General features: G+C 59.1%; 25 protein-coding genes. 15 read left to right on the top strand and 10 right to left on the bottom strand.

Going from position 1 to position 24,770, the window contains the following annotated elements; genetic code table 11:
* Positions 1-43: 43 nt before the first annotated feature.
* The 3 genes from WA302_RS21960 (at position 44) to WA302_RS21950 (ending at position 1,970) form a co-directional block, all read left to right on the top strand.
* Positions 44-1,294 carry a valine--pyruvate transaminase gene (locus WA302_RS21960; RefSeq protein ID WP_049204660.1) on the top strand — a complete coding sequence of 417 codons (1,251 nt, stop codon included), beginning with the start codon at positions 44-46 and terminating at the stop codon, positions 1,292-1,294.
* A 74-nt stretch (positions 1,295-1,368) separates the two neighbouring features.
* On the top strand, positions 1,369-1,590 hold the full coding sequence (locus WA302_RS21955; RefSeq protein ID WP_025304767.1) for a ribbon-helix-helix domain-containing protein: 222 nt from the start codon (positions 1,369-1,371) through the stop codon (positions 1,588-1,590).
* Positions 1,590-1,970: a type II toxin-antitoxin system VapC family toxin gene (locus WA302_RS21950; protein ID WP_025304766.1), complete on the top strand. Its 381-nt coding sequence runs from the start codon at positions 1,590-1,592 to the stop codon at positions 1,968-1,970. Before WA302_RS21955 ends, WA302_RS21950 begins: the two co-directional genes overlap by 1 nt.
* A gap of 10 nt (positions 1,971-1,980) precedes the next feature.
* On the opposite strand, the gene WA302_RS21945 is transcribed toward WA302_RS21950, so the two are convergent.
* The 3 genes from WA302_RS21945 to ibpA form a co-directional block, all read right to left on the bottom strand.
* Complete coding sequence (locus tag WA302_RS21945; RefSeq protein ID WP_025304765.1) at positions 1,981-3,639, bottom strand: putative transporter; 1,659 nt, start codon at positions 3,637-3,639, stop codon at positions 1,981-1,983.
* A 167-nt stretch (positions 3,640-3,806) separates the two neighbouring features.
* Positions 3,807-4,235 carry a small heat shock chaperone IbpB gene (gene ibpB, locus WA302_RS21940; RefSeq protein ID WP_004933922.1) on the bottom strand — a complete coding sequence of 143 codons (429 nt, stop codon included), beginning with the start codon at positions 4,233-4,235 and terminating at the stop codon, positions 3,807-3,809.
* Positions 4,236-4,341: 106 nt separating this feature from the next.
* Positions 4,342-4,755: a small heat shock chaperone IbpA gene (gene ibpA / locus WA302_RS21935; RefSeq protein ID WP_004933919.1), complete on the bottom strand. Its 414-nt coding sequence runs from the start codon at positions 4,753-4,755 to the stop codon at positions 4,342-4,344.
* Between the two features lie 309 nt (positions 4,756-5,064).
* Here ibpA and WA302_RS21930 point away from each other — a divergent pair, with 309 nt between their 5' ends.
* A complete protein-coding gene (locus tag WA302_RS21930) occupies positions 5,065-5,412 on the top strand; it encodes a YceK/YidQ family lipoprotein (protein ID WP_336064736.1) in 348 nt (115 codons plus the stop codon).
* 30 nt (positions 5,413-5,442) lie between these two features.
* On the opposite strand, the gene WA302_RS21925 is transcribed toward WA302_RS21930, so the two are convergent.
* Together WA302_RS21925 and WA302_RS21920 are read right to left on the bottom strand one after the other, a co-directional pair.
* Positions 5,443-6,723 carry a DUF3748 domain-containing protein gene (locus WA302_RS21925; RefSeq protein ID WP_336064735.1) on the bottom strand — a complete coding sequence of 427 codons (1,281 nt, stop codon included), beginning with the start codon at positions 6,721-6,723 and terminating at the stop codon, positions 5,443-5,445.
* 38 nt (positions 6,724-6,761) lie between these two features.
* Positions 6,762-7,181 (bottom strand): hypothetical protein, encoded by a 420-nt coding sequence (locus tag WA302_RS21920; protein ID WP_336064734.1) that lies wholly within the window; start codon positions 7,179-7,181, stop codon positions 6,762-6,764.
* A gap of 17 nt (positions 7,182-7,198) precedes the next feature.
* On the opposite strand from WA302_RS21920, the gene WA302_RS21915 reads away from it, so the two are divergent.
* On the top strand, positions 7,199-8,167 hold the full coding sequence (locus WA302_RS21915; protein WP_049295018.1) for a threonine/serine dehydratase: 969 nt from the start codon (positions 7,199-7,201) through the stop codon (positions 8,165-8,167).
* The gene (locus WA302_RS21910) at positions 8,154-9,095 is read left to right on the top strand and encodes an ornithine cyclodeaminase family protein (RefSeq protein ID WP_025304761.1); all 942 of its coding nucleotides are present in this window, start codon (positions 8,154-8,156) and stop codon (positions 9,093-9,095) included. Before WA302_RS21915 ends, WA302_RS21910 begins: the two co-directional genes overlap by 14 nt.
* A 26-nt stretch (positions 9,096-9,121) precedes the next feature.
* On the opposite strand, the gene yidA is transcribed toward WA302_RS21910, so the two are convergent.
* The 5 genes from yidA to dnaA all read right to left on the bottom strand — a co-directional run bounded on the left by yidA (position 9,122) and on the right by dnaA (position 16,126).
* The gene (gene yidA, locus WA302_RS21905) at positions 9,122-9,937 is read right to left on the bottom strand and encodes a sugar-phosphatase (protein WP_025304760.1); all 816 of its coding nucleotides are present in this window, start codon (positions 9,935-9,937) and stop codon (positions 9,122-9,124) included.
* 125 nt (positions 9,938-10,062) lie between these two features.
* A complete protein-coding gene (gene gyrB, locus WA302_RS21900) occupies positions 10,063-12,477 on the bottom strand; it encodes a DNA topoisomerase (ATP-hydrolyzing) subunit B (protein ID WP_025304759.1) in 2,415 nt (804 codons plus the stop codon).
* 18 nt (positions 12,478-12,495) lie between these two features.
* Positions 12,496-13,581, bottom strand: a complete 1,086-nt coding sequence (gene recF / locus WA302_RS21895) for a DNA replication/repair protein RecF (protein ID WP_025304758.1) — start codon at positions 13,579-13,581, stop codon at positions 12,496-12,498.
* A gap of 45 nt (positions 13,582-13,626) precedes the next feature.
* Complete coding sequence (gene dnaN / locus WA302_RS21890) at positions 13,627-14,727, bottom strand: DNA polymerase III subunit beta (RefSeq protein WP_004933892.1); 1,101 nt, start codon at positions 14,725-14,727, stop codon at positions 13,627-13,629.
* 4 nt (positions 14,728-14,731) lie between these two features.
* On the bottom strand, positions 14,732-16,126 hold the full coding sequence (gene dnaA, locus WA302_RS21885; RefSeq protein WP_071826153.1) for a chromosomal replication initiator protein DnaA: 1,395 nt from the start codon (positions 16,124-16,126) through the stop codon (positions 14,732-14,734).
* 682 nt (positions 16,127-16,808) lie between these two features.
* On the opposite strand from dnaA, the gene rpmH reads away from it, so the two are divergent.
* The 9 genes from rpmH to WA302_RS21840 all read left to right on the top strand — a co-directional run bounded on the left by rpmH (position 16,809) and on the right by WA302_RS21840 (position 24,752).
* Positions 16,809-16,949: a 50S ribosomal protein L34 gene (gene rpmH, locus WA302_RS21880; protein ID WP_000831330.1), complete on the top strand. Its 141-nt coding sequence runs from the start codon at positions 16,809-16,811 to the stop codon at positions 16,947-16,949.
* Between the two features lie 17 nt (positions 16,950-16,966).
* Positions 16,967-17,326, top strand: coding sequence for a ribonuclease P protein component (gene rnpA / locus WA302_RS21875; protein ID WP_004933883.1), 360 nt, complete (start codon positions 16,967-16,969; stop codon positions 17,324-17,326).
* Positions 17,290-17,547, top strand: a complete 258-nt coding sequence (yidD, locus tag WA302_RS21870; protein ID WP_004933881.1) for a membrane protein insertion efficiency factor YidD — start codon at positions 17,290-17,292, stop codon at positions 17,545-17,547. Before rnpA ends, yidD begins: the two co-directional genes overlap by 37 nt.
* 2 nt (positions 17,548-17,549) lie before the next feature.
* Complete coding sequence (gene yidC / locus WA302_RS21865) at positions 17,550-19,187, top strand: membrane protein insertase YidC (protein WP_025304756.1); 1,638 nt, start codon at positions 17,550-17,552, stop codon at positions 19,185-19,187.
* Between the two features lie 96 nt (positions 19,188-19,283).
* The gene (gene mnmE, locus WA302_RS21860) at positions 19,284-20,648 is read left to right on the top strand and encodes a tRNA uridine-5-carboxymethylaminomethyl(34) synthesis GTPase MnmE (protein ID WP_141999195.1); all 1,365 of its coding nucleotides are present in this window, start codon (positions 19,284-19,286) and stop codon (positions 20,646-20,648) included.
* A 111-nt stretch (positions 20,649-20,759) separates the two neighbouring features.
* Complete coding sequence (locus WA302_RS21855) at positions 20,760-22,073, top strand: lysine N(6)-hydroxylase/L-ornithine N(5)-oxygenase family protein (RefSeq protein WP_043140728.1); 1,314 nt, start codon at positions 20,760-20,762, stop codon at positions 22,071-22,073.
* A gap of 95 nt (positions 22,074-22,168) precedes the next feature.
* Complete coding sequence (locus tag WA302_RS21850) at positions 22,169-22,894, top strand: 4'-phosphopantetheinyl transferase family protein (RefSeq protein ID WP_025304753.1); 726 nt, start codon at positions 22,169-22,171, stop codon at positions 22,892-22,894.
* 161 nt (positions 22,895-23,055) lie between these two features.
* Positions 23,056-23,622, top strand: a complete 567-nt coding sequence (locus WA302_RS21845; protein ID WP_025304752.1) for an NADPH-dependent FMN reductase — start codon at positions 23,056-23,058, stop codon at positions 23,620-23,622.
* A 77-nt stretch (positions 23,623-23,699) separates the two neighbouring features.
* Entirely contained in the window at positions 23,700-24,752 is a 1,053-nt protein-coding gene (locus WA302_RS21840) for a hypothetical protein (RefSeq protein WP_336064733.1), read from the top strand.
* The last annotated feature ends 18 nt before the right edge of the window (positions 24,753-24,770 follow it).

The following is a 24,770-nucleotide window of genomic DNA, read 5'->3' as shown; positions in this document are numbered from 1 at the left end:
TATGGTGGGTGATTACCTGCTAAGAAACAGTACTGCTGCACCTATGACTTTCTCACTTTTCGGCGAAAAATTTACCCGTTATGCGGGCATTACCCGTTTGATGGACGACCTGAACGAAGGCCTGCGCACCCCCGGTGCCATCATGCTCGGCGGCGGCAATCCGGCGCAGATCCCAGAGATGGAAGCCTACTTCAAACAGCTGTGCCAGGAGATGCTCGACCAGGGCAAACTGACCGAGGCGCTGTGCAACTACGACGGCCCGCAAGGCAAAGACGCGCTGCTGAAAGCGCTGGCCAATCTGCTGCGCGACGAGCTCGGCTGGGAGATTTCGCCACAGAATATTGCACTGACTAACGGCAGCCAAAGCGCGTTTTTCTACTTGTTCAACCTGTTCGCCGGCCGCTACGCCGACGGTTCGCGCCGCCGCGTGCTGTTCCCATTGGCGCCGGAATATATCGGCTATGCCGACGCCGGGCTGGACGAAGGGCTGTTCGTCTCCGCCAAACCGAACATCGAGCTGCTGCCGGACGGCCAGTTCAAGTATCACGTCGATTTCGAACATCTCACCATCGGCGATGACATCGGCATGATCTGCGTTTCACGGCCGACCAACCCGACCGGCAACGTGATCACCGACGAAGAGCTGATGAAGCTCGACCTGCTGGCGCAGCAGCGTGATATTCCGCTGGTGATCGACAACGCCTACGGCGTGCCGTTCCCCGGCATCATCTTCAGCGACGCCACGCCGCTGTGGAACCCGAACACCATCCTGTGCATGAGCCTGTCCAAGCTCGGCCTGCCGGGCTCGCGCTGCGGCATCGTGATCGCCGACGAGAAGGTGATCACCGCGCTAACCAACATGAACGGCATCATCAGCCTGTCGCCAGGCAGCATGGGGCCGGCGATGGCGACGGAAATGATCGCGCGCGGCGATCTGCTGCGCCTGTCGAACGAGGTCATTCGCCCGTTCTACAAACAGCGCGTCGAGCACACCATCGAGATTATTCGCCGCTACCTGTCGCCGGAGCGCTGCCTGATCCACAAACCGGAAGGGGCTATCTTCCTCTGGCTGTGGTTCAAGGATCTGCCGATCACCACCGAAGTGCTGTATCAGCGCCTGAAAAAGCGCGGCGTGCTGATGGTGCCGGGCCACTACTTCTTCCCAGGGCTGGAGCATGAATGGCCGCACACCCACCAGTGCATGCGCATGAACTACGTGCCCGATCCGGAGAAAATCGAGCGCGGCGTGGCGATCCTGGCGGAAGAGATCGAGCGCGCACATCAGAAAGGCTAACGCCGACTGATTGAAAATTGACCGACAAAGATATACGATGCATATATCGTATATCTTTTTTTGGAGGGCCAACGATGACTCGCATCGTGATCGATTTACCTGAAGAAGACCTGCGGCAGCTCGATAATCTGAAAAATATCCGCCACGTTCCGCGGGCCGAGATCATTCGTCAAGCAGTCTCCCGCTATCTGACGGAGAACCACGTGGAAGATCCCAGCAACGCTTTCGGGCTCTGGTCCGGGGCGATGGGAGATGGCGTGGAGTACGAAAATCGTCAGCGCGAGGAGTGGGAATAATGGTGGCTCAACGGGCGTTATTCGACACCAATATCCTGATCGATTATCTCAACGGCATTCCTCAAGCCAGGGACGTTCTGGTCGAGTATCACATCAATCCGGCCATCAGCGCCATCACCTGGATGGAAGTGATGGTAGGTGCTAAAAAACAGGGTCCGGCACTGGAGCTGAAAACACGTCAGTTTTTAGGGCAATTTCTGCTGCTGCCTATTACCGATGAAGTCGCTGAACGCGCCGTAGAACTGCGCCACTCACAGCATGTGAAACTGCCAGACGCCATTATCTGGGCCACAGCGCAGGTGGGATTCCGGATGCTCATCTCCCGCAACCCCAAAGATTTCGGCACTGACAATGGCGTGTTGATGCCTTATCGGCTGTAGACGATCCGCACTACAACGTCCAGAACAGCACCGCCAGCAGCTGCGGCGACATGATGCGCAGGAACATCGCCAACGGATACACGGTGGCGTAAGACAGCGCGGCAGCGCCGCTGGTGGGATGCAGACCGTTGGCGAAGGCCAGCGCCGGCGGATCGGTCATCGATCCCGCCAGCATGCCGGACAGCGTCAGGTAGTTCATCTTGCCCACCGTGCGTGCCAGAATACCGACGCTCAGCAGCGGAATGGCGGTGATTAACGCGCCATAACCAATCCATGTCAGCCCCTCGCCGTGCAGCAACGTATCGATAAAATTGCCGCCCGATTTTAAACCGACCACCGCCAGAAACAGCACGATGCCCAGTTCGCGCAGCGCCAGGTTGGCGCTCGGCGGCATAAACCAATACAGCTTGCCGATACTGCCGATGCGCCCCAGGATCAGCGCCGCCACCAACGGCCCGCCGGCCAGCCCCAGCCGCAATGCCGCCGGGAAGCCGGGCACAAACAGCGGAATGGAGCCCAGTAGCACACCGAGGCCGATGCCGATAAAGACCGGCAGCATCTGCACCTGCTGCAGTTTTTGTTGGGCGTTGCCGACGATTGCCGTCACCGCGTCGATGGCCTCCGGCCGGCCGACCAGGTTGAGAATGTCGCCAAACTGCAGCGTCACGTTGCTGCCGGCCACCAGCTCGACGCCGGCGCGGTTGAGGCGTGAAATTACCACGTCATACTTCTGCTTCAGGTTCAGATCGCGGATTTTCTTGCCCAGCACCTGCTCGTTGGTCACCACCGCCCTCACCACCTGCAGCGCGGTGCCGCGCGTCGACAGCGAGGCGTCCACCTCTTCGCCTATCACCAGCCGGGCGTTCTCCAGATCTTCACGCTTGCCCACCAGATGCAGGTAGTCACCAAGTTCCAGCCGCTCGTGTGGCGCCGGCACCATCAGCAGCTCTCCGCGCTTGAGGCGCGAACAGACGATCGCTTCACCGTTGAGCAACGGCACCTGCTTAATCGCCATGCCCTGCAGGTTGGGATTGCGCACCGCCACGTTGATGGTGTGCAGCAGCTCACGCTGATTGCCCAGGCTGTTTTCAAACGCCTGCGCCTCGCGCTCGATGTTGATGCGGAAAACCAATCGGATCAGCCACATCACCAGCAAGATGCCGCAAATGCCGAACGGGTAGGCCATGGCGTAGCCCATCCCCATGCCGTCCACCAACGCCGGATCGGAACCGAGATCGGTCAGGATTTGTTGACCGGCGCCCAGCGCCGGGGTGTTGGTGACCGCGCCGGAGAACACGCCGAGGATGATCGGCAGCGGCACGTCGAACAGCTTGTGCACCGCCGCCGCCACGACGCCGCCGGTCAGTACCAGCAGCACCGCGAAGGCGTTGAGGCGCAGACCAGAGACGCGCAGCGAAGAGAAGAAACCGGGACCGACCTGGATGCCGATGGTGTAAACGAACAGGATCAGGCCAAACTCCTGGATAAAGTGCAGCATGTCACCATTCAGGCTGATTTGCCCGCTCTGGGCAAAGTGGCCGACCAGAATACCGCCGAACAGCACGCCGCCGATGCCCAGCCCGACGCCGTACAGCTTCCAGTTCCCCATCCACAGCCCAATGACGGCCGCCAGCGCCAACATGCTGACGGTCAGGGCGATATCGCTCATAGGTCACATCCTTGCCAAAATTGAAGAGGGAATTTGCGGCCAAAGACACACAATTAATAAGGATTATGACATCGGACTGTCGGGGGGACTGTGGCGTGCGCCACATAACGCAACGGGGGAGATCCGTCTGGATCTCCCCCGCATGATGATGACCGTTTTTCAGTCGGTTATTTGGCTTCCAGCTCCGGCGTCGCACCGATGGCGATGCGCTGCGGCTGTAAGGCTTCCGGCACCTGACGCACCAGATCGATGTGCAGCAGGCCATTTTCAAATTTGGCCTCGGACACCTGCAGATGTTCCGCCAGGGTAAAGGTCAACTGGAACTCTTTGCACACCAGCCCCTGATGCAGGTACTCGACCTGTTTTTCCGGCGGCGTGGGTTTACCGCTGACGGTCAGCCGCGGCCCTTCCACTTCGATATTCAGTTCGCTCTGCCGGAAACCGGCCAGCGCCAGAGAAATACGGTAGTGATTGTCATCGCTTTTCTCGATGTTATACGGCGGGAACCCCTGGGGTTCCTGGCCGCCCATTGAACTGGCCAATTTATCAAAACCAATCCATTGACGCAGAAGCGGGGATAGATCGTAATTACGCATAGGAACAACTCCTTTCATTAAGCGAGATGTGTTTATTCAGCCCCCTGACGGCAGGCGGATTGTTACTGCATATTTGCCGACAGCGTTCCTGCCGGCGAAAAGGGAATTATTTAATTTCGATACGGCGCGGTTTTAATGTTTCCGGCACGATGCGCTGCATATCGATATACAGCAGGCCGTTTTCCAGTTTGGCGCCTTTAATTTGAATATGTTCGGCCAGCTGGAATTTACGCTCGAAATTACGCTCAGCGATGCCCTGATATAAATAGGTTTTTTCTGCCGGTTCGTTATTGTGCGCACCGCGCACGATCAGCAGATTATCTTGCGTGGTGATCTCCAGCTCCTGCTCGGCAAACCCGGCTACCGCAATGGCGATGCGATAATGATTTTCGTCCACCAGCTCGACATTATAAGGGGGATAACCGCCGTTGCCCTGGCTCTGGCCGGCCTCCAGCGCGTTGAACAGGCGATCGAAACCAATGGCGGAACGGTATAGTGGAGAAAGATCGAAATTACGCATAAAACAGCCTCCTAAGGCACTTCAGCGAGGTTGAAATAAATACGCCTTCCATTCTGGACAGGCTAATTAAGCCAGAATTCCCTTACGGCAAATTCTCAATCCGGCTCTGATGATAAAATGGGGGTTGATTTCATCAATTCAACGGGCGAGGATCAAAAAAAGCGCTTTTCGGTTAGGTGAAAGTTTTTTTACCACTTACACTAAAGTGAGAGAGCCGCCACAGAGCGGGATTTTGCTTCTTTTAAAGCAGCAACAGGATGTTATAAATCAGCTTAATTTAGGGGCACAGCAACCCTGCAGGATGGATTAATGACGACGATGAAAGCGATAGCGACGGGCTGCATGTTGTTGGCGACCAGCGGTTGCTCCAGCGTGATGAGCCATACCGGCCCGAATCAGGGTTACTATCCCGGCACCCGCGCCAGCGTGGACATGCTGAAGGACGACAACACCAGCTGGGCGATGATGCCGCTGGTGGCGCTGGATCTGCCGTTCTCCGCAGTGATGGATACCGTGCTGCTGCCTTACGACTATCTGCGTTCAGGCAATGACGCCACCGCAGACTCGCCAAAAGCGCGCATCCTGCGCAGCGAGCAACAGAATCTGGCGGCAACCGGCAACCCCGGCGAGGGCAACAACAGCACCGCCACACACTAATCACGCACGCAGCGGGCCATCAGGCCCGCCTTACGCCTCAACCACAAAGATCTGGTTGAATCCGGCAATCTCGCGCATAAATGCCACTTTCTTGCCATCCGGCGAAAACACCACGGCATCCCCCGACGGCGGCTGCAGGCTGCGCTGCGTTAAACGCTGCAGGCGGCCGCTGGCGACCTCACACAGCATCACGCTGTTGTCACACACCAGGGCTATCGTCCCGCCCTGCGGGTGCCAGCTGAACGCCGACTGGATGTCATGCTCGCCGCGGCTGACCTGGCGCGGCTCACCGCCGTTCGGCGACACCGTCCACAGTTGCACCACGCCGCCGTCATCCTTCATCAGAAAAGCTATCTGGCTGCCGTCCGGCGAGCTGCGCAGCCAATGGCGCGGCGCACCGACCACGCCCGGAAAACGGCGTTCATCGGTAAAGGTCACCCGCCGCTGCCTGACGCCAAGCGGCGGCGCCGGCAGCTCGCTTTCCGTCCCCTGCAGCGGCACCGTGCCGGCCCTGGCGTAGTCGGCGTCGTTCTCCGGCAGATCGACGATAAACACCTCCGGCAGTTTCTCGCCGGCGGCGGACAGCGTATCGCCGATGAACGCCAGCGCCCAACGCTGCCGACTGCCGTCGGCCTTACGGTAGCCTTCGCGGCCAATCCAGCCCTCTTCGTAGGCGCGATTGATCTGATCGCTGCCCGGCTGCGGCTGCGGCACGGTCTCGCTAACCAGCACGCAATAGTGGCTGCCGTCATATTCACGGGGATGCTGTTTCGGCGGATTGACCCCGTGCAGCGGCACAGCCACGCCGACGTTGCGCAGATCGCGCGCCGGATCGCATTCATGCATCACGTGATCGTTGTAGGTAAAGCTGAGGCGGCTGCCGTCCGGGCTGAAAACGTGCACATGGCTGCCGCCGCGCAGCGCACCGGGCGTGTAGGGCGCCGTGATATCCAGCGCGTCGAGGGTAATGGCCAACTCGCGATCCGGTTCGCTGACGATCACCCCGCGGCGGTGGTGAAAATCATACTGCCAGGCGCTGTCCGGATGTTCCGGGCCGTGGATGAAGACGTAACGTGCCGGCGCATCGGGGCTGACCGTAACCACACCGACGTGGGCACCGTGCTGGGCGCGATAAACCACCTCCACCGCGCCGCTGGTGACGTTGACCCGCTCGATGCTAAGGCCGGTGAAAGAGGCGCCGCGCGGGCGCACGTCATAAGCCAGCCATTGGCTATCCGGCGTCCAGACGTTGATATTGGTTAACTGATGCCCGCGTGGGTCGAAAGTCAGTTGTTTTTCCCGATGGCTCATGGCGGCTCTCCTGCGCATGCTGGCACTGAACGGCCATCTTACCGGATCGGCGGCAGCGTTTCATATGGCCAGCGAGAGGCGCTCGGGGGCATTTTGGCGCAATTATTTTTCAGCGTCTTATCATTTAAGCCGCTCGGCGGCGCCGGCAGGAAATAAACGCCCGGGTAGGCGGCTGCATTCCAGGCAGCGAAACTCAGCGGCGCCCATGCCGTATAGGCAGATGCCGCGAGCGCTATTTTTTCATTCTCATATCCTTCATCAAAATAATTCAGCGGCAGCACCTTCCTTAACGCAAATAAATAAAAAATCGTGTCGCTAAACGACAGGTAATGTTTATTTTCACCGCCAACCCGATGCGCTTCTCCGGCCGTTGCCGCTTGTTGGCCGGCCTGCCCGCCGGTCGGGCGACGGGGTTTACAATCAATACAAAAAAGTACAATATGGATTTTTAAGTCCAAAATATTCTGGAGCCGGTATGAATCCCCTCTTCAATGCCATTGTTTCTGCCCATCAGCAACTGCGCCCTCAGGTACGGGTCACGCCATTGGAGCGCAGCGTGCTGCTTTCTCAGCAATTGGGCTGCGAGCTGTATTTGAAATGCGATCACCTGCAGCACACCGGTTCCTTTAAATTTCGCGGCGCCAGCAACAAGCTGCGGCTGCTGGATAACGAGCAACGCCGGCGCGGCGTGATCGCCGCCTCAACCGGCAACCACGGCCAGGCGGTCGCCCTGGCGGGGCACCTGATGGGGGTTGGCGTCACGGTTTATGCGCCAGAGACGGCCGCGAGCATCAAGCTCGACACCATTCGTGCACTGGGCGGCACCGTGGAATTGGTGCCGGGCGATGCGCTGAACGCCGAACTGGCGGGGGAGCAGGCCGCACGCGAACAGGGAAAAACCTATATCTCGCCGTATAACGACGAGCAGGTGATCGCCGGCCAGGGCACCTGCGGCATGGAGCTGGTTGAACAACTCACCGATCTGGACGCGGTGTTCGTGGCGGTGGGCGGCGGTGGCTATATCGCAGGTATCGGCACCGTTCTGCGGCAACTGTCGCCGAACACGCAGCTTATCGCCTGCTGGCCGGAAAACGCCACCAGCCTGTACAGCGCGTTGGAAGCGGGCCATATCTTCCCGGTGGAAGAGCAAGAAACCCTGTCCGACGGCACCGCCGGCGGCGTCGAGCCGGGCGCCGTGACCTTTCCGCTGTGCCAACAGCTGATCGACCGCAAAGTGCTGGTTAGCGAGGCAGAGATCAAACACGCGATGCGCCGGATCGCCGCCAGCGATCGCTGGATTATCGAAGGCGCGGCCGGCGTGGCGCTGGCGGCGGCGATCAAACTGGCGCCGGAATACCAGGGTAAAAAGGTGGCGGTGGTACTGTGCGGCAAGAACATCGTGCTGGAGAAATACCTCAAGGCCATCGCCGATGCACATCCTTAATCGGCAGCAAATCCTCGCCGCGTTCGACGCCGAGACCATAACGCCGCTGCTGAAGCAGGGTTTTATCGCCTACTCGCAACAGCGAGTGCAACAACCGCCGGTGCAGCATTTCCTGTTCGAGCGTGCCGCCGGCGACTGCTGCATCAAGTCCGCCTGGCTGGAAGGTGACGAACTGTTCGTGGTCAAGATCTCCGCCGGTTTCTATCGCAACGCCGAACACGGTCTGCCGAGCAATCAGGGGCTGGTGATGGCGTTCTCCGCCCAGACCGGCGAACCGCAGGCGCTGCTGCAGGATGAAGGTTGGCTGACCGCGTTGCGCACCGCCCTGGCCGGCCGCATCGCCGCCGAGCTGTGCGCACCGCCGCATATTCAGGCGATCGGCATGGTCGGCACGGGTCTGCAGGCGCGGCTGCAGCTGCAATGCCTGAAACCGGTGACCGATTGCCGAGACGTATGGGTGTGGGGACGAGACGAACAGGCGCTGGCGGCGTATCGGCGCGATGCCGAAGCCGAGGGTTTTCGGGTGCGGGTTACGCAGAATGCGGCGGAACTGGCAGCGCACTGTCGGCTGATCGTGACTACCACGCCCAGCCGCGAACCGATATTGCAGGCGGCGGATATTCGGCCCGGCACGCACATCACCGCCGTGGGCGCCGACGCGCCCGGCAAGCAGGAACTGGCGACCGATTTGGTGGCCAACGCAGACGCGCTGCTGGTCGATGCCCTGACGCAGTGCGCGGACTATGGCGAGATCGCGACGGCTTATCGGCAAAACAGGCTGATTTCAACGCCAATCGTCGAAATGGGCGCCGTCTTGGCGCAGGGAGGGCGGGTACGACGCGAGCCGCAGCACATCACCATCGCCGATCTCACCGGCTTGGCGATTCAGGATCTGCAGATCGCCAAAGGGGTGTTGGCGAAAGTATAAAGGGGCGCCGCAGCGCCCACGCGTTATCAGGCGTTGAGCACGAACTTCTCGATAGCGCGCGCCACGCCGTCCTCTGTATTGGCGCTGGTGACAAACTGCGCCACCGCTTTCAGTTCGGGAATGGCGTTGCCCATCGCTACGCCGACGCCGGCATATTCGATCATCGCCGTATCGTTGGCCTGATCCCCCAGCGTCATGATGTTTTCCCGCGCCACGCCCAAATGCTCGGCCAGCATTCTCACCCCGGCGCCCTTATCGACGTTCTTGTGCAGGATCTCGAGGAAATAAGGCGCGCTTTTCAGGATGGTATAACGCTCGCGCGTTTCCGCCGGGATGCGCGCGATAGCGCGGTCCAACAGCTCCGGCTCGTCGATCATCATCACTTTAGGGAAACGCATCTGGCGATCCATCTCTTCCACGCTGCGGTATTTCAGCGGAATACCGGTCATTTCCGCCTCGTGTATGGTGTACTTGCCGATATCCTTGTTCGGGGTATACAGGGTATCGAAATCAAACGCCTGGTAGTGAACGCCGAACTCGCGCGCCATCTGCTCAAAGTGCAGATAATCCTCAAAGCCCAGCGTTTCTTGCAGAATGCAGGCGCCGTCAACCGCACGCAGCACCAGCGCGCCGTTATAGGTGATACAGAAATCGCCGGGGCCCTGAATGTCCAACTGGCGCAGATAATCCTGCACGCCGACATAAGGCCGCCCGGTGGCCAACACCACGTGCACCCCTTTGCGCCGCGCCGCCGCGATAGCCTGCTTTACCGCCGGCGTGATTTGGTGCTGCGGATCCAGCAACGTGCCGTCCATGTCGATCGCAATCAGTTCAATAGCCATTCAACGCTTCTCCCAGTGGTTTTTTCCCATGCTAACGCGTTTCAGCCTCGGCTGTCAGCGCCAAAAAAGGCGCAAAAAAAATCCGCGCGGGTCGCCCGGCGCGGATTTTCACAGCCATTAACGCATCAGATATCGATGTTCGCCGCTTTCAGGGCGTTTTCTTCGATAAAGGCGCGGCGCGGTTCAACCGCATCGCCCATCAGCGTGGTGAACAGCTGATCGGCAGCGATGGCATCCTTGACGGTCACGCGCAGCATACGGCGGCTTTCAGGATCCATGGTGGTTTCCCACAGCTGCTCCGGGTTCATCTCGCCCAGACCTTTATAACGCTGCACCGACAGGCCGCGGCGCGACTCTTTCACCAGCCACTCCAACGCCTGCTCGAAGCTGTCTACCGGCTGACGGCGTTCGCCGCGCTCGATGAACGCGCCCTCTTCGACCAGCCCGCGCAGCTTCTCGCCCAGCTGACAGATCTTGCGGTATTCGCCGCCGTGGATGAAGTCGAAGTCCAGCTTATAGTCGGTATCCACGCCGTGGGTGCGGATGCGCAGCGCCGGCTCGAACATCTGGCGCTCGCGGTTCTCGAAGATAACGAAGTCATAGCTGCTGCCGTGCTGCTCTTTGTCGTTCAGCGCCTGCACCAGCGAAGCAATCCAGGTTTTCACCTTGGCTTCATCGCTGAGATCGCCTTCGTTCAGCGTCGGCTGATAGATCAGGCTGTTCAGCAGCGCGCGCGGGTAGCGGCGCTCCATGCGGCCGATCAGCTTCTGCACGCCATAGTGCTCAGCCACCAGTTTTTCCAGCTGTTCGCCACCCAGCGCCGGTGCGCTGGCATTGGTGTGCAGCGTAGCGCCGTCCATCGCAATAGCGATCTGGTACTGATCCATCGCCTCGTCATCTTTGATGTACTGCTCTTGCTTACCTTTCTTCACCTTGTACAGCGGCGGCTGTGCGATGAACACGTGGCCACGCTCGATGATTTCCGGCATCTGGCGATAGAAGAAGGTCAACAGCAGCGTACGGATGTGCGAACCGTCGACGTCGGCATCGGTCATGATAATGATGCTGTGATAACGCAGCTTGTCCGGGCTGTACTCGTCGCGGCCGATGCCGCAACCCAGCGCGGTGATCAGCGTCGCCACTTCCTGCGAGGAGAGCATTTTGTCGAAACGCGCTTTCTCGACGTTGAGGATTTTCCCCTTCAGCGGCAAGATAGCCTGGTTCTTGCGGTTGCGCCCCTGCTTGGCAGAGCCGCCCGCGGAGTCCCCTTCCACCAGGTACAGTTCGGACAACGCCGGGTCGCGTTCCTGGCAGTCCGCCAGCTTGCCCGGCAGGCCGGCCAGATCCAGTGCGCCTTTGCGGCGGGTCATCTCACGCGCTTTACGCGCCGCTTCGCGCGCGCGCGCCGCGTCGATGATTTTGCCGACCACGATTTTCGCGTCGCCTGGATTCTCCATCAGGTAATCCACCAGCTTCTCGTTCATCAGCGTTTCAACCGCGGTTTTCACCTCGGAAGAGACCAGCTTGTCCTTGGTCTGAGAAGAGAACTTCGGATCCGGCACCTTCACCGAGACCACGGCGATCAGGCCTTCACGTGCGTCATCGCCGGTGGCACTGACCTTGGCCTTCTTGCTGTAGCCTTCCTTCTCCATGTAGCTGTTCAGCGTACGGGTCATCGCGGTACGGAAACCGACCAGGTGCGTGCCGCCGTCGCGCTGCGGGATGTTGTTGGTGAAGCAGTAGATGTTTTCCTGGAAACCGTCGTTCCACTGCAGCGCCACTTCCACGCCGATGTCGTCTTTCACGGTCGAGAAGTAGAACACGTTCGGGTGGATCGGGGTTTTGTTCTTGTTCAGGTACTCGACAAACGCCTTGATGCCGCCTTCGTAATGGAAGTGGTCTTCACGGTCGGTACGCTTGTCCTTCAGGCGGATAGACACGCCGGAGTTGAGGAAGGACAGCTCGCGCAGACGCTTGGCCAGAATGTCATACTCGAACTCGGTCACATTGGTGAAGGTCTGGTGGCTCGGCCAGAAGCGCACCATGGTGCCGGTCTGCTCGGTTTCGCCCACCACGTTCAGCGGCGCCTGCGGCTCGCCGTGGCTGTAAGTTTGTTCGTGCACTTTGCCTTCGCGGCGGATCACCAGCTCCAGTTTCTCCGACAGGGCGTTAACCACCGAGACGCCCACGCCGTGCAGGCCGCCGGAAACTTTATAGGAGTTGTCGTCGAATTTACCGCCGGCGTGCAGCACGGTCATGATGACCTCTGCGGCTGAAACCCCTTCTTCAGGGTGAATGCCGGTCGGAATGCCGCGGCCGTCATCCTGCACCGATACCGAGTTGTCGGCATGGATGGTGACCTGAATGTCACTACAGTGGCCCGCGAGCGCTTCGTCGATAGCGTTGTCCACAACCTCGAATACCATGTGGTGCAGACCGGTGCCGTCATCGGTATCGCCGATATACATGCCCGGGCGCTTGCGCACCGCATCCAGCCCTTTTAATACCTTGATACTTGAGGAGTCATAAGAATTCGACATCAACGTTTCTCGCTCATTTTAGTCCTGTGGTTGAACCTCTATTTTACCCTGTTCCACGCGGAACATCTTGCCCTTTTCACCGGCCATGTCGGTCACTTGTTCAGCGCTGACTGCGCTGACAAAAACCTGGGCCTGGGTGGCTTTCAGGCGATCGGCCAGCAACCGGCGACGGCCGGTGTCCAGCTCAGAGGCAAAATCATCAATCAGATACAGGCAACGCCGCCCGCTCTGCCGGGTGAGAAACTCACCCTGCGCCAAGCGCAACGCGCACATCAGCAGCTTAAGCTGACCGCGCGATAACAAATCCTCTACCGGCGTGCCGTCGGCACGAATGCGAAAGTCCGCTTTATGCGGCCCCACCGCGGTATAGGTCAACGCCCTGTCGCGCTCAAACTGGCGCTCCAGCAGCTCGCCGTAGTCGCTCTCTTTGTCCCAGCCGCGTTGGAAGGAGAAGCTCAGGCCGAATTCAGGCAGAAACTGCGCACAGGTCGCGGTGATATCCGCGGCGATCGCGTCGCTGTATTCCGCCCGCCATTCGCTGATGCGCTCCGCGAGCGGGATCAGTTCCTGATCCCAAGCGCGGATCTGCGCATAGCGACTCACCTGGCGCAGCGCGGCATTGCGCTGCTTCAGTAACCGTTTCAGGTTGCTCCAGGCGGTGAAAAAACCGGGTTCGTTATGAAAACAGCCCCAGTCCAGGAAGGCGCGCCGGAATTTCGGCCCGCCGTTCAGCAGGGTAAAACCTTCGGGGGTGATCAGCTGCATGGGCAGCAGCTGCGCCAGCTCGGCCACCTTGTGGCCGTCGCTGCCATCGATGCGTACTTTGCTGTCACCCTGACGGCTCTTACTCAATCCTACCGACAGCTCGCGCTCCGCACCTTCGATGCGGCCATGCAACACGAACTCCGGTTGGTCGTGGCGAATCACCCGACCAGCCTGCAGGCTGCGAAAGGCACGGCCGTGGCCGAGCGTATACACCGCTTCCAGCACGCTGGTCTTGCCGCTGCCGTTGGCGCCAACCAGGAAGTTGAATCCCGGCGCTAGCGCCAAATCCGCCGCCTCGATATTGCGGAAATCTTTAATCAATAAACGCGTCAGAGCCATGCAATCTCTTTACCGATGACGGTGCTGTAATTCAAGGTAACGAGACTACAACCGCATTGGCATGACAACGTAGGCCGCCGCCTGGCTGGCGCCGTCTTCGATCTGCACGCTGGAGACCGAGTCGGTCAACAGCAGGCGCACGTCTTCACACTTGAGCGCGTTCAACACATCCAGCACGTAGCTGACGTTGAAACCGATCTCCATCTCCGCGCCGTCGTAGCTGACGTCGAGGATCTCTTCCGCCTCTTCCTGTTCGGGGTTGTTGGCGGTGATCTTCAGCTGGTTCTGGCTGACGTACAGCCGCACGCCGCGGAATTTCTCGTTCGAGAGAATGGCCGCACGGGCAAACGCCTGCTTGAGCAGATCGCAGCCGGCTTCCAGCGTTTTATCCGGGTTCTTCGGCAAGACGCGACGATAGTCCGGGAAACGGCCGTCAACCAGCTTCGACGTGAAGATGAAATCGCCGACGTGGGCGCGAATGTTGTTGCTGCCGATCTGCAACTGCAGCAGCGAATCGCCGCCGTCCAGCAGGCGCACCAGCTCCATCACCCCTTTACGCGGCACGATCACCGAATGCGACGGCAGCTGCTGGCCGATCGGCATCGAGCACACCGCCAGGCGGTGGCCGTCGGTCGCGACGGTGCGCAGCTCTTCGCCTTCGGTTTCAAACAGCATGCCGTTCAGGTAGTAACGCACGTCCTGATGGGCCATCGAGAACTGGGTAGCTTCGATCAGGCGCTTCAGCGTCGCCTGCGGCAAGGTGAACTCCACCTCGCTCTGCCAGTCGTCCAGGTTCGGGAAGTCCGCCGCCGGCAGCGTAGACAGTGAGAAACGGCTGCGGCCGGACCGCACCAGCATGCGCTCGCTCTCCAGCGTGACGGCGATCTCCGCCCCTTCCGGCAGGCCACGGCAGATATCAAAGAATTTGCGCGCAGGCACGGTGGTCGCGCCCGGCTCATGCGGTTGGGACAGGGCGACGCGCGCCACCATCTCCATCTCCAGATCGGTGCCAGTCAGCAGCAGGGAGCCTTCCGTCACCTGCAACAGCAGGTTGCCCAGGATCGGCAAGGTCGGGCGGCCGCCCAGCGGGCTGCTCACCTGTTGCAGCGGTTTTAGCAGATGCTCACGTTCAACGATAAATTTCATAGCGCTATGAAGATAATGTTCTGATTAAATTGGAGAAATCTTCTTTGATGTCGTGACTTTCCTCACGCAGCTGCTCGATCTTCCGGCAGGCGTGCAACACCGTGGTATGGTCGCGGCCACCAAACGCATCGCCGATTTCCGGCAGACTGTGGTTGGTGAGTTCCTTCGCCAGCGCCATCGCCATCTGGCGCGGGCGGGCAACGGATCGCGAACGCCGCTTGGACAGCAAATCCGCGACTTTAATCTTGTAATACTCCGCCACCGTCTTTTGGATATTGTCGATGGTGACCAGCTTTTCCTGCAGCGCCAGCAGATCGCGCAGCGCTTCGCGCACGAAATCAATGGTGATAGCCCGGCCGGTAAAGTTGGCGTTGGCGATCACGCGGTTCAATGCCCCTTCGAGCTCACGCACGTTGGAACGCAGGCGCTTGGCGATGAAGAACGCCACTTCGCCCGGCAGGCGAATGTCGTTTTCGTCGGCCTTTTTCATCAGGATCGCCACGCGGGTTTCCAGCTCCGGCGGCTCGATCGCCACCGTCAGCCCCCAACCGAAGCGGGACTTCAAGCGATCTTCCACCCCGTTGATCTCTTTAGGGTAGCGATCCGAGGTCAGGATGATCTGCTGATTGCCTTCCAACAGGGCGTTAAAGGTATGGAAGAACTCTTCCTGCGAACGCTCCTTGTTGGCGAAAAATTGGATGTCATCGATAAGTAAGGCGTCGACCGAACGGTAGTAGCGCTTAAACTCTTCGATGGCATTATTTTGCAACGCTTTGACCATGTCCTGCACGAAGCGTTCCGAGTGCATGTAGACCACTTTGGCGTTGGCCTTGCGCGCCATGATGCCGTTGCCGACCGCGTGCAGCAGGTGAGTTTTACCCAGGCCGGTACCGCCATACAGGAACAAAGGGTTGTAGGCGCCGCCCGGATTGTCCGCCACCTGGCGAGCCGCCGCGCGCGCCAGCTGGTTGGACTTACCCTCGACGAAGTTGTCGAAGGTGTGTTTAGGATTGACGTTGGAGCGGTAAGAGAGCTCGGGCTGCGCCGCCGCGTTGTCCCAGCTCGGGCGCAAAGGTGCAGCCGTACGCGCCGCCGGGGCCGCAGGGGCGCTGCTGACGCTGGCGGTCACGGTCTGGCTGATCACCTGCGTGATCGGCTTGCTGCCGACCTCAAAACGCAGCAAAGGCGCGTCCGTGCCGCAGAAATCATTCAGCAGACCATTGATGTTGTTTAAGTACTTATCGCGAACCCAATCCAGCACAAAACGGTTAGGCGCGTACAGCGCCAGGGTGTTGTCACTCAGTTCCGCCTGCAATGGGCGAATCCACATACTAAATTCTGTGGCAGGTAACTCATCCTGCAATCGGGCAAGACACTGCTGCCAAAGCGAAAGTGACACGGCGGACTCCACTCGAACAAGATCAATAAAGAAAAGAAACGGGCAACTTTTTTATAACTCATGATTTTTGACACATACCCGGCATCGGCTGTTTGCCTGTGGGGGATGCGAACCGCCTTTCACGGTTTGTGTCCCTCACGATCCCGGCATGAGGGATCGCGATCGGAATGACGGATCATAGCGCAATCCGAGCAAGAGATCCTCCCCTTCCTCACAGATTAGATCCATTTTATCCACAGGCCGCGGCCGGCGGCGATCTTTTCACCGCCAACGCCGAATGACCGCGCAGATCCCGGCCGCTGCGCCGCGTTTTTTACATTGTCAACCGGTTATACCCTGTTATCCACGTCGGATCCTGGGATCGCGCGCAAAGGATCTCACGGGGATCCTTGCGATTTCACCCCGAGTCCGTATAATCTTCGCCCTACGTGTGATACCTGGTTCCTTATGGTGCGTCATTAGCCAGACAGGATTCTGCGGTGACCACGGGCCAAGACCGGATTTTGTTCCGTTATTGGCAGACAACCAGGTAGGCTGGCGCGATGCGAATTGACTCAGGACTGTACAATTATTACAATCCCGCTTCTTTATGTATTGCGATTGAGGCGTCGGTCATCTTCACGCCGAGTAGCCAAACGCGTTTACTGATCAGTAATTATTTTAAGTTTAGGTAGAAATCGCTATGAAACGCACTTTCCAACCGTCCGTATTGAAGCGCAACCGTAGCCACGGTTTCCGTGCTCGTATGGCCACCAAAAATGGTCGTCAAGTTCTGGCCCGCCGTCGTGCGAAAGGCCGTGCTCGTCTGACTGTTTCTAAGTAATAAAGCTAACCCGCTGAGTGGTTAAGCTCGCTTTTCCCAGGGAGTTACGTTTGTTAACTCCCACTCATTTCACTTTCGTCTTCCAGCAGCCACAACGGGCTGGCACGCCGCAAATCACCATCCTCGGCCGCCTGAACCAGCTGGGGCATCCCCGCATCGGTCTTACCGTCGCCAAAAAACACGTCAAACGCGCGCACGAGCGTAATCGGATCAAACGCCTAACCCGCGAAAGCTTCCGCTTGCGTCAGCACGAATTACCGGCGATGGATTTTGTCGTGGTGGCCAAAAAGGGGATAGCGGATTTGGATAACCGCGCGCTGACGGAAGCTTTGGATAAATTATGGCGTCGCCACTGTCGCCAGGCTCCCGCATCCTGATCGGGCTGGTGCGGGCCTATCAGCTCGTCATCAGTCCGCTGCTAGGGCCTCGTTGTCGCTTCCAGCCGACATGCTCTCATTACGCAATTGAGGCATTAAGCAGGTTTGGCATGATAAAAGGCAGTTGGTTAGCATTGAAACGCGTATTAAAATGCCACCCTTTGAACCCAGGTGGCGATGATCCGGTGCCGCCAAAAACCGACGATAACAGAGAACACTAACGATGGATTCGCAACGCAATCTTCTCCTCATCGCTCTGCTGTTCGTGTCTTTCATGATCTGGCAGGCATGGCAAACGGACAATGCTCCGCAGCCGGCCGCACAGACCACGCAACAGACTTCGAACGCAGTAGCCGGTGATGCCGCCAGCCAGGCCGTGCCAGCCAGTGGTCAGGGTAAGCTGATTACCGTGAACACCGACGTGCTGTCACTGACCATCAACACCCGTGGTGGCGATATCGAGCAGGCTAAACTGTTGGCCTACCCGGATACCCTGGGTTCATCGACTCCGTTCCAACTGCTGGAAACCACTCCGTCGTTCGTCTATCAGGCACAAAGCGGCCTGACCGGTAAAAACGGCCCGGACAACCCGGCCAACGGCGAGCGCCCGCTGTATCAGGCGGCGCAGGACAGCTACACCCTGCCGGAAGGCCAGGACGAGCTGCGCATCCCGCTGACCTACACCGATAAAGACGGCGCGATCTACACCAAGACCTTCGTGCTCAAACGCAATCACTATGCGGTCGGCGTGGATTACAGCATCGACAACAAAGGCGCGACGCCGCTGGAGCTGACCCTGTTCGGCCAGCTGAAGCAGACCACCGAATTGCCTAAGCACCGCGACACCGGCAGCAGCAACTTCGCGCTGCACACCTTCCGCGGCGCGGCGTACTCGTCCAGCGAGGACAAGTACCAGAAATACGCGTTCGACAAAGACGAAAACCTGAGCGTCACCACCAAAGACGGTTGGGTCGCCATGCTGCAGCAGTACTTCGCCACCGCGTGGGTACCGGCGACCAAGGGTGACAACACCTTCTACACCGCCAAACCGGGTGACAACCTGTCCACCATCGGCTTCAAATCTACCCCGGTCGTGGTGCAGCCTGGCGCTCAGCAGCAGCTGAACGCGACCCTGTGGGTCGGACCGGAGCTGCAGGATCAGATGGCCCAGTTGGCGCCGCACCTGGACCTGACCGTGGATTACGGCTGGCTGTGGTTCATCTCCCAGCCGCTGTTCAAACTGCTGAAGTTCATCCACGGCTTTATCGGTAACTGGGGCTTCTCCATCATCATCATCACCTTCATCGTGCGCGGCATCATGTACCCGCTGACCAAGGCGCAGTACACCTCGATGGCGAAAATGCGCATGCTGCAGCCGAAGCTGCAGGCGATGCGCGAGCGCATCGGCGATGACAAACAGCGCATGAGCCAAGAGATGATGGCGCTGTACAAGTCGGAGAAAGTGAACCCGCTCGGCGGCTGCCTGCCGCTGATCATTCAGATGCCGATCTTCCTGGCGCTGTACTACATGCTGATGGGCTCGGTCGAGCTGCGCCACGCGCCGTTCGCCCTGTGGATCCATGACCTGTCGGCGCAAGACCCGTACTACATCCTGCCAATCCTGATGGGCGTGACGATGTTCTTCATTCAGAAGATGTCGCCAACCACCGTGACTGACCCGATGCAGCAGAAAATCATGACCTTCATGCCGGTGATCTTCACAGTGTTCTTCCTGTGGTTCCCGTCCGGTCTGGTGCTGTATTACATCGTCAGTAACCTGGTGACCATCCTGCAGCAGCAGCTGATTTACCGTGGTCTGGAAAAACGCGGTCTGCACAGCCGCGACAAGAAAAAAAGCTAAGCGTATTGTAGGGGTTCGGCGCGCCGACCCTTGCAGTCACCCCAAAGGCGGTCATTAGACCGCCTTTTTGCATCTTAATCGTCAGAGAGAACCGTTATGAGCACCACCGATACCATCGTTGCCCAAGCCACCCCGCCGGGACGCGGCGGCGTCGGCATTCTGCGCATTTCCGGAAGCAAGGCCAAAGACGTCGCCCAGGCGTTGCTCGGCAAGCTGCCGAAGCCGCGCTACGCTGACTATCTGCCGTTCCGCGACGCCACGGGCGCCACCCTCGATCAGGGCATCGCGCTGTGGTTCCCGGGGCCGAACTCCTTTACCGGCGAAGACGTGCTGGAACTGCAGGGCCACGGCGGGCCGGTGATCCTCGATCTGTTGCTCAAGCGCGTGCTGGCGCTCCCTGACGTGCGCATCGCACGGCCCGGCGAGTTCTCCGAGCGCGCATTTCTCAACGACAAACTCGATTTGGCGCAGGCCGAAGCGATTGCCGATCTGATCGACGCCAGCTCCGAGCAGGCGGCACGTTCGGCGATGAACTCGCTGCAAGGCGCGTTTTCCACCCGCATCCACCAGCTCGTGGAAGCGCTCACTCACCTGCGAATCTACGTGGAAGCGGCAATCGACTTCCCGGACGAAGAAATCGACTTCCTGTCCGACGGTAAAATCGAGGCGCAGCTCAACGACGTAATGGCGGATCTGGACAACGTGCGCGGCGAAGCGCGCCAGGGCAGCCTGCTGCGCGAAGGGATGAAGGTGGTGATCGCCGGGCGCCCCAACGCAGGTAAATCGAGCCTGCTCAATGCGTTGGCCGGGCGCGAGGCGGCGATCGTGACCGATATCGCCGGCACCACTCGCGACGTCTTGCGCGAACATATCCATATCGACGGCATGCCGCTGCACATCATCGACACCGCCGGCCTGCGCGACGCCAGCGACGAAGTGGAACGCATCGGCATCGAACGTGCGTGGAACGAGATTGAACAGGCCGACAGAGTGCTGTTTATGGTTGACGGCACCACCACCGCCGCCACCGAGCCGGCGGCGATCTGGCCGGAGTTTATGGCGCGCCTGCCAGGCACGCTACCTATCACCGTGGTGCGCAACAAGGCCGACATCACCGGTGAAGCGCTGGGTCTGACGGAAGTGAACAACCACTCACTTATTCGCCTGTCGGCCCGCACCGGCGAAGGCGTCGATGTGCTGCGCGATCATCTTAAACAGAGCATGGGCTTCACCAGCAATATGGAAGGCGGCTTCCTGGCGCGCCGTCGCCACCTGCAGGCACTGGAACTGGCGGCACAGCATCTGGTGCAGGGTAAAGAACAGTTAGTGAGCGCTTACGCGGGGGAGCTGCTGGCCGAGGAACTGCGCCAGGCGCAGCTGGCCCTAAGTGAAATCACCGGCGAATTCACCTCCGACGATCTGCTGGGCCGTATCTTCTCAAGCTTCTGTATCGGGAAATAATCGACTGCGAGCGCCGTATCCTACTCGGCGCCCGCATGTTACTTCTCCCGGCGGCATCAAAACTCACCTAAGCTTATCTCATCAATTTTGCTGCGTGAGAGATAAGCTTACATGAACGAACCTTTAGACTTGATCGGCGTGGGGTTGGGGCCTTTCAATCTCAGTCTAGCCGCTCTGGCCGCCGAAAGCGGCGCCGTCAATTATACCTTTCTCGATCGTAACGCCAGCTTCCGTTGGCATCCCGGTATGCTGTTGCCCTCAGCTTATATGCAAACCTATGTACTTCAGGATCTGGTTACCGCCATCAGCCCACGCAGCCAATTTTCATTTATTAATTACTTGGTCGAACAGAAAAAAATTTATCGTTTTTTAATCACCGAGCAGCAAATTATCAGCCGGGAAGAATTCTCCGACTACCTGAGTTGGGCCTGCGAAAGGTTAGACGGGCTACAGTTTTCACAGTCCGTAGAGCGTATTGATTTCGACGATGAAAAAGGTTTGTTCAAGGTATGTACCCACAACCAGACCCTGTGGGCGAAAAATATCTGTCTGGGTACCGGACATGACCCTTGGTTGCCGGAAGCATTTTACCCGGCGCTGGGTGAAAACTGCATGCATGCCGCCGAAATAGCCCTGCGCAATCCAGACTTCAGCGGCAAGCGGGTTATGGTGGTGGGCGGCGGCCAAAGCGGCGCCGATGTTTTTTTGAACGCGTTGCAGGGACACTGGGGCGAGCCGGCACAGCTGGATTGGCTCTCGCGTCGTCCCAATTTTCAGCCGCTGGACGAGTCCCCCTTCACCAACGAATATTTCACTCCTGAATACGTCGACTATTTCTATACGCTGCCGGCCGAGATCCGCGCACGTGAAATCAAAACACAGAAATTGCCGGCAGACGGCATCAGCAATCATACGCTGCGAACCTTGTACCGTGAGCTTTATATGCGTTTTGACGTGATGCGCCAGACACGCAATGTGCGTTTACTGCCCCATCGTACTCTACTGACCGTCGAATCAATGGATGAGGCTTTTCATCTGCGCACGCTTCACGGTCTGGAAAATCGCCGGGAAAGTTTCAGGGCTGATATCGTCATTCTCGCCACCGGCTATCGCGCCTCTCTGCCCGCGTACCTGAAACCCTTGGTGCCACGCATCCCGCTCGATTCGAAGCAGCATCTACCGCTGCTGCCGAATTTTAATCTTGAATGGCTCGGGCCGGAGCAAAATCGAATTTATGCGGTAAATGCCGGGATACACAGCCACGGCAGCGCAGAAGGCGGACTGAGCCTGATGGCCTGGCGTTCAGCGCGCATCCTCAATCACTTGCTGGGCAAGCCATACTTTGATTTGGCACCGAACGCATCAATGATCCAATGGTGGAGCGATGCCGCGTCGGACGATACCTCTTCCATCGTTAATAAATAGGATAATCCGCATAGTGTTTTTTGATGATAAATCCTCAACTTAGTCTTAATCTAACACCCCTGCGTTCTTAGCGACCCTCTGTCATGGAGTGAACAATGGCGTGTCATTTTGCCCGATGGACCCCGGCCTCCGCTGTCCTGGATACCCAGAGACTCTCCGACGAAGTGATAGCCGCCACCCGCACCTTTTCCGTTAAGCGCCGCACGCGCTACCTGCAAGGGCGCATTCTGCTCGCCGAAATGATGTTCTACCTGTACGGCTTGCCGACGCTCCCCCCTATAGCCACCACGCCGACCGGCCGCCCCTGTTTCGCCGATCATCAGCTGCCCGATTTTAGCCTCGCCTACGCCAGCAACACCGTGGGCGTACTGCTTAGCGACGAGGGCAAGGTCGGACTGGATATCGAAGTGATGCGGGCGCGCGGCACCCGGCAAAGCGCGCTGCAACACGCGCATCAGACACCGGCAGAAAGTGCCTGGATCGGTGCGCAGGACGATCGGCTGGAGGCAGAAACTCAGCTGTGGAGCATCCGGCAAAGCGTGCTGAAAATTTCCGGCCTCGGTAACAGCGGCCAGTCTACGCTGCGTCTGCATCCCTTCTCCGGCCACCTGCGCTCCAGTGCCACGCCGGACGTTCAGGTGATGAGCGACGCCGACGAATACCTGAGCTGGGCCTGCGCCGGCAGCCCTGGGCTGGATCGCCTGCTGTGCTGGCGCTACGAAGAGCGCGGTGGACTGCACAAAGACGGGGAAATCTCACCGCGCAGCCCGGCGGCGTCCTCGCGCTTCGTTAAACTGACGGGCCTGAAGACGCCCGGTTAACGCGGCGCAAAGCGGATAACGCTGTCTTTACCGCTCGAGTCGCTGGATTAAATTGTAAAGACAGCTAAATGTTGAGCAATCGCCTATTCTCGACCCGCGCTTTAGCCTACTATTCGCCCATGTTGTACGCTGAATCTGCTCATTCGAAAGGGAGAATCATCATGTCAGACCAAGCCTTAAAAATCGTCACTCTGCTCGGCAGCCTGCGTAAAGGCTCTTACAACGCCATGGTGGCCCGCGCCCTGCCAGGGCTGGCTCCGCAGGGCGTCACCATTGAAGCGCTACCTTCCATCCGCGATATCCCACTGTACGACGCCGACATGCAACAGGGTGAAGGCTTCCCTGCCGCTGTCGAGGCGATCGCCGAACAGATCCGCCAGGCCGACGGCGTGATCATCGTCACCCCTGAATATAACTATTCCGTGCCCGGCGGGTTGAAGAACGCCATCGACTGGCTGTCTCGCTTGCCGAATCAGCCGCTGGCCGGCAAGCCGGTCGCCATTCAAACCAGCTCGATGGGGCCGATCGGCGGCGCGCGCTGCCAATACCATCTGCGCCAGATCCTGGTATTCCTCGATGCGATGGTAATGAACAAGCCTGAGTTTATGGGCGGCGTGATCCAGAGCAAGGTCGATGAACAGGCCGGTGAACTGAGCGATCAGGGAACGCTGGACTTCCTGACCGGCCAGCTGTCCGCGTTCAGCGATTTTATTCGCCGCGTGGAGTGACCGTCTCGCGGCGCCCACCGGGCGCCGCAACAGGACATGAAGTCCGTCAATTCATTGAAAATTAAAGCCATAGCATCATGTATTTTTTCATTTTAGCGTTATTTTTTGTTTCCATCACCAGTCCCGCTTTCGCCGCAGACATGCGTTATCCCGCCGGTGAAGAACCGCTGGAGCTGCCGGCACACAGTGCGCTCAACGCCCAGCTGTCGCGATCCGCGCAAAACCAGGAAGACAAAAAGCTGGGCGCCATGTCGCTGTACCTGACGCTGATGCGCGAAGACGGCCGCAATGTCTGGGCGCCCTACCAGTTGGCGGTGTCGTCGGCAGAGAAAGGGCAAACCGAGCTGGCGGAACGCTACCTGCAGCTGAGCGCCGACCGCGGCCTGTGGTACTACTACAACCTGCTGGAGGACGACGCCTTCAACAGCATTCAACATTCCGCCACCTACCAATCCATTTTGGCCGCCACCAAAGCGCGCTATCTGCAGCACGCTCGCCGCTATGAAGGCAAAGCCAGCTACGCGATGCCGGACGGCGAAGCACCGCCCGAAGGCTGGCCAACGGTGATCTTCCTGCATACCTACGGCAAAGCCGCCGCTATCAGCCCCGAAGAACGGCTGCTGTTCGGCGAAATGGGCGTAGCCTACATCGAGATCAACGGCACGCAGATGCTGTCGGAAAACAGCTTCCGCTGGTCGAATTACAGCGATGAGAGCACCCAAACCGCCATTCAGCGTACGCTGCAACAGCTGGCTCCGCAGCTAAAGCTGAATACCCAACGGATTTACCTCAGCGCCCGCGGCCAGGGTGCACTGCACGCCGCCAACCTGATCGCGAAGTACCCGCAGTTTTACGCCGGCGCGCTCCTGATCGCCCCCAACGGGGAGATCAAGCCGGCCCAGCAGTCGCTGGCGGCGCAAAAGAAAATCGTGATGGCGTATTACGATCGGCAGAACTTCAGCGAGCAGGCGCTGGCGTTGCACTTCGCCAATCTGTTTGGAGAGGATAACCAGGTAGAGACGCTGCACTTCGCCCAGGGGGAGGATGCCGCCGGCAGTTGGCAGGCGCGCTTCAGGCGGCCGTTGCAATGGGTGCTGGATCGGGCGCCGGATGCGACGCCGGGAGTCTAGGGTTTCAGGGCCGACGGA

This window comes from Serratia sp. 201, from assembly GCF_037027545.1.
In the GTDB taxonomy this organism is placed as follows: domain Bacteria; phylum Pseudomonadota; class Gammaproteobacteria; order Enterobacterales; family Enterobacteriaceae; genus Serratia; species Serratia bockelmannii.
This window is presented reverse-complemented; position numbering and strand designations above follow the sequence as displayed.

What these genes read in the sequence shown, in the direction of transcription:
- WA302_RS21960 (WP_049204660.1), top strand. Translation starts at nt 44, where the DNA reads ATGACTTTCTCACTTTTCGGCGAAAAATTTACCCGTTATGCGGGCATT.
- WA302_RS21955 (WP_025304767.1), top strand. Translation starts at nt 1,369, where the DNA reads ATGACTCGCATCGTGATCGATTTACCTGAAGAAGACCTGCGGCAGCTC.
- WA302_RS21950 (WP_025304766.1), top strand. Translation starts at nt 1,590, where the DNA reads ATGGTGGCTCAACGGGCGTTATTCGACACCAATATCCTGATCGATTAT.
- WA302_RS21945 (WP_025304765.1), bottom strand. Translation starts at nt 3,639, where the DNA reads ATGAGCGATATCGCCCTGACCGTCAGCATGTTGGCGCTGGCGGCCGTC.
- ibpB (WP_004933922.1), bottom strand. Translation starts at nt 4,235, where the DNA reads ATGCGTAATTACGATCTATCCCCGCTTCTGCGTCAATGGATTGGTTTT.
- ibpA (WP_004933919.1), bottom strand. Translation starts at nt 4,755, where the DNA reads ATGCGTAATTTCGATCTTTCTCCACTATACCGTTCCGCCATTGGTTTC.
- WA302_RS21930 (WP_336064736.1), top strand. Translation starts at nt 5,065, where the DNA reads ATGACGACGATGAAAGCGATAGCGACGGGCTGCATGTTGTTGGCGACC.
- WA302_RS21925 (WP_336064735.1), bottom strand. Translation starts at nt 6,723, where the DNA reads ATGAGCCATCGGGAAAAACAACTGACTTTCGACCCACGCGGGCATCAG.
- WA302_RS21915 (WP_049295018.1), top strand. Translation starts at nt 7,199, where the DNA reads ATGAATCCCCTCTTCAATGCCATTGTTTCTGCCCATCAGCAACTGCGC.
- WA302_RS21910 (WP_025304761.1), top strand. Translation starts at nt 8,154, where the DNA reads ATGCACATCCTTAATCGGCAGCAAATCCTCGCCGCGTTCGACGCCGAG.
- yidA (WP_025304760.1), bottom strand. Translation starts at nt 9,937, where the DNA reads ATGGCTATTGAACTGATTGCGATCGACATGGACGGCACGTTGCTGGAT.
- gyrB (WP_025304759.1), bottom strand. Translation starts at nt 12,477, where the DNA reads ATGTCGAATTCTTATGACTCCTCAAGTATCAAGGTATTAAAAGGGCTG.
- recF (WP_025304758.1), bottom strand. Translation starts at nt 13,581, where the DNA reads ATGGCTCTGACGCGTTTATTGATTAAAGATTTCCGCAATATCGAGGCG.
- dnaN (WP_004933892.1), bottom strand. Translation starts at nt 14,727, where the DNA reads ATGAAATTTATCGTTGAACGTGAGCATCTGCTAAAACCGCTGCAACAG.
- rpmH (WP_000831330.1), top strand. Translation starts at nt 16,809, where the DNA reads ATGAAACGCACTTTCCAACCGTCCGTATTGAAGCGCAACCGTAGCCAC.
- yidD (WP_004933881.1), top strand. Translation starts at nt 17,290, where the DNA reads ATGGCGTCGCCACTGTCGCCAGGCTCCCGCATCCTGATCGGGCTGGTG.
- yidC (WP_025304756.1), top strand. Translation starts at nt 17,550, where the DNA reads ATGGATTCGCAACGCAATCTTCTCCTCATCGCTCTGCTGTTCGTGTCT.
- mnmE (WP_141999195.1), top strand. Translation starts at nt 19,284, where the DNA reads ATGAGCACCACCGATACCATCGTTGCCCAAGCCACCCCGCCGGGACGC.
- WA302_RS21855 (WP_043140728.1), top strand. Translation starts at nt 20,760, where the DNA reads ATGAACGAACCTTTAGACTTGATCGGCGTGGGGTTGGGGCCTTTCAAT.
- WA302_RS21850 (WP_025304753.1), top strand. Translation starts at nt 22,169, where the DNA reads ATGGCGTGTCATTTTGCCCGATGGACCCCGGCCTCCGCTGTCCTGGAT.
- WA302_RS21845 (WP_025304752.1), top strand. Translation starts at nt 23,056, where the DNA reads ATGTCAGACCAAGCCTTAAAAATCGTCACTCTGCTCGGCAGCCTGCGT.
- WA302_RS21840 (WP_336064733.1), top strand. Translation starts at nt 23,700, where the DNA reads ATGTATTTTTTCATTTTAGCGTTATTTTTTGTTTCCATCACCAGTCCC.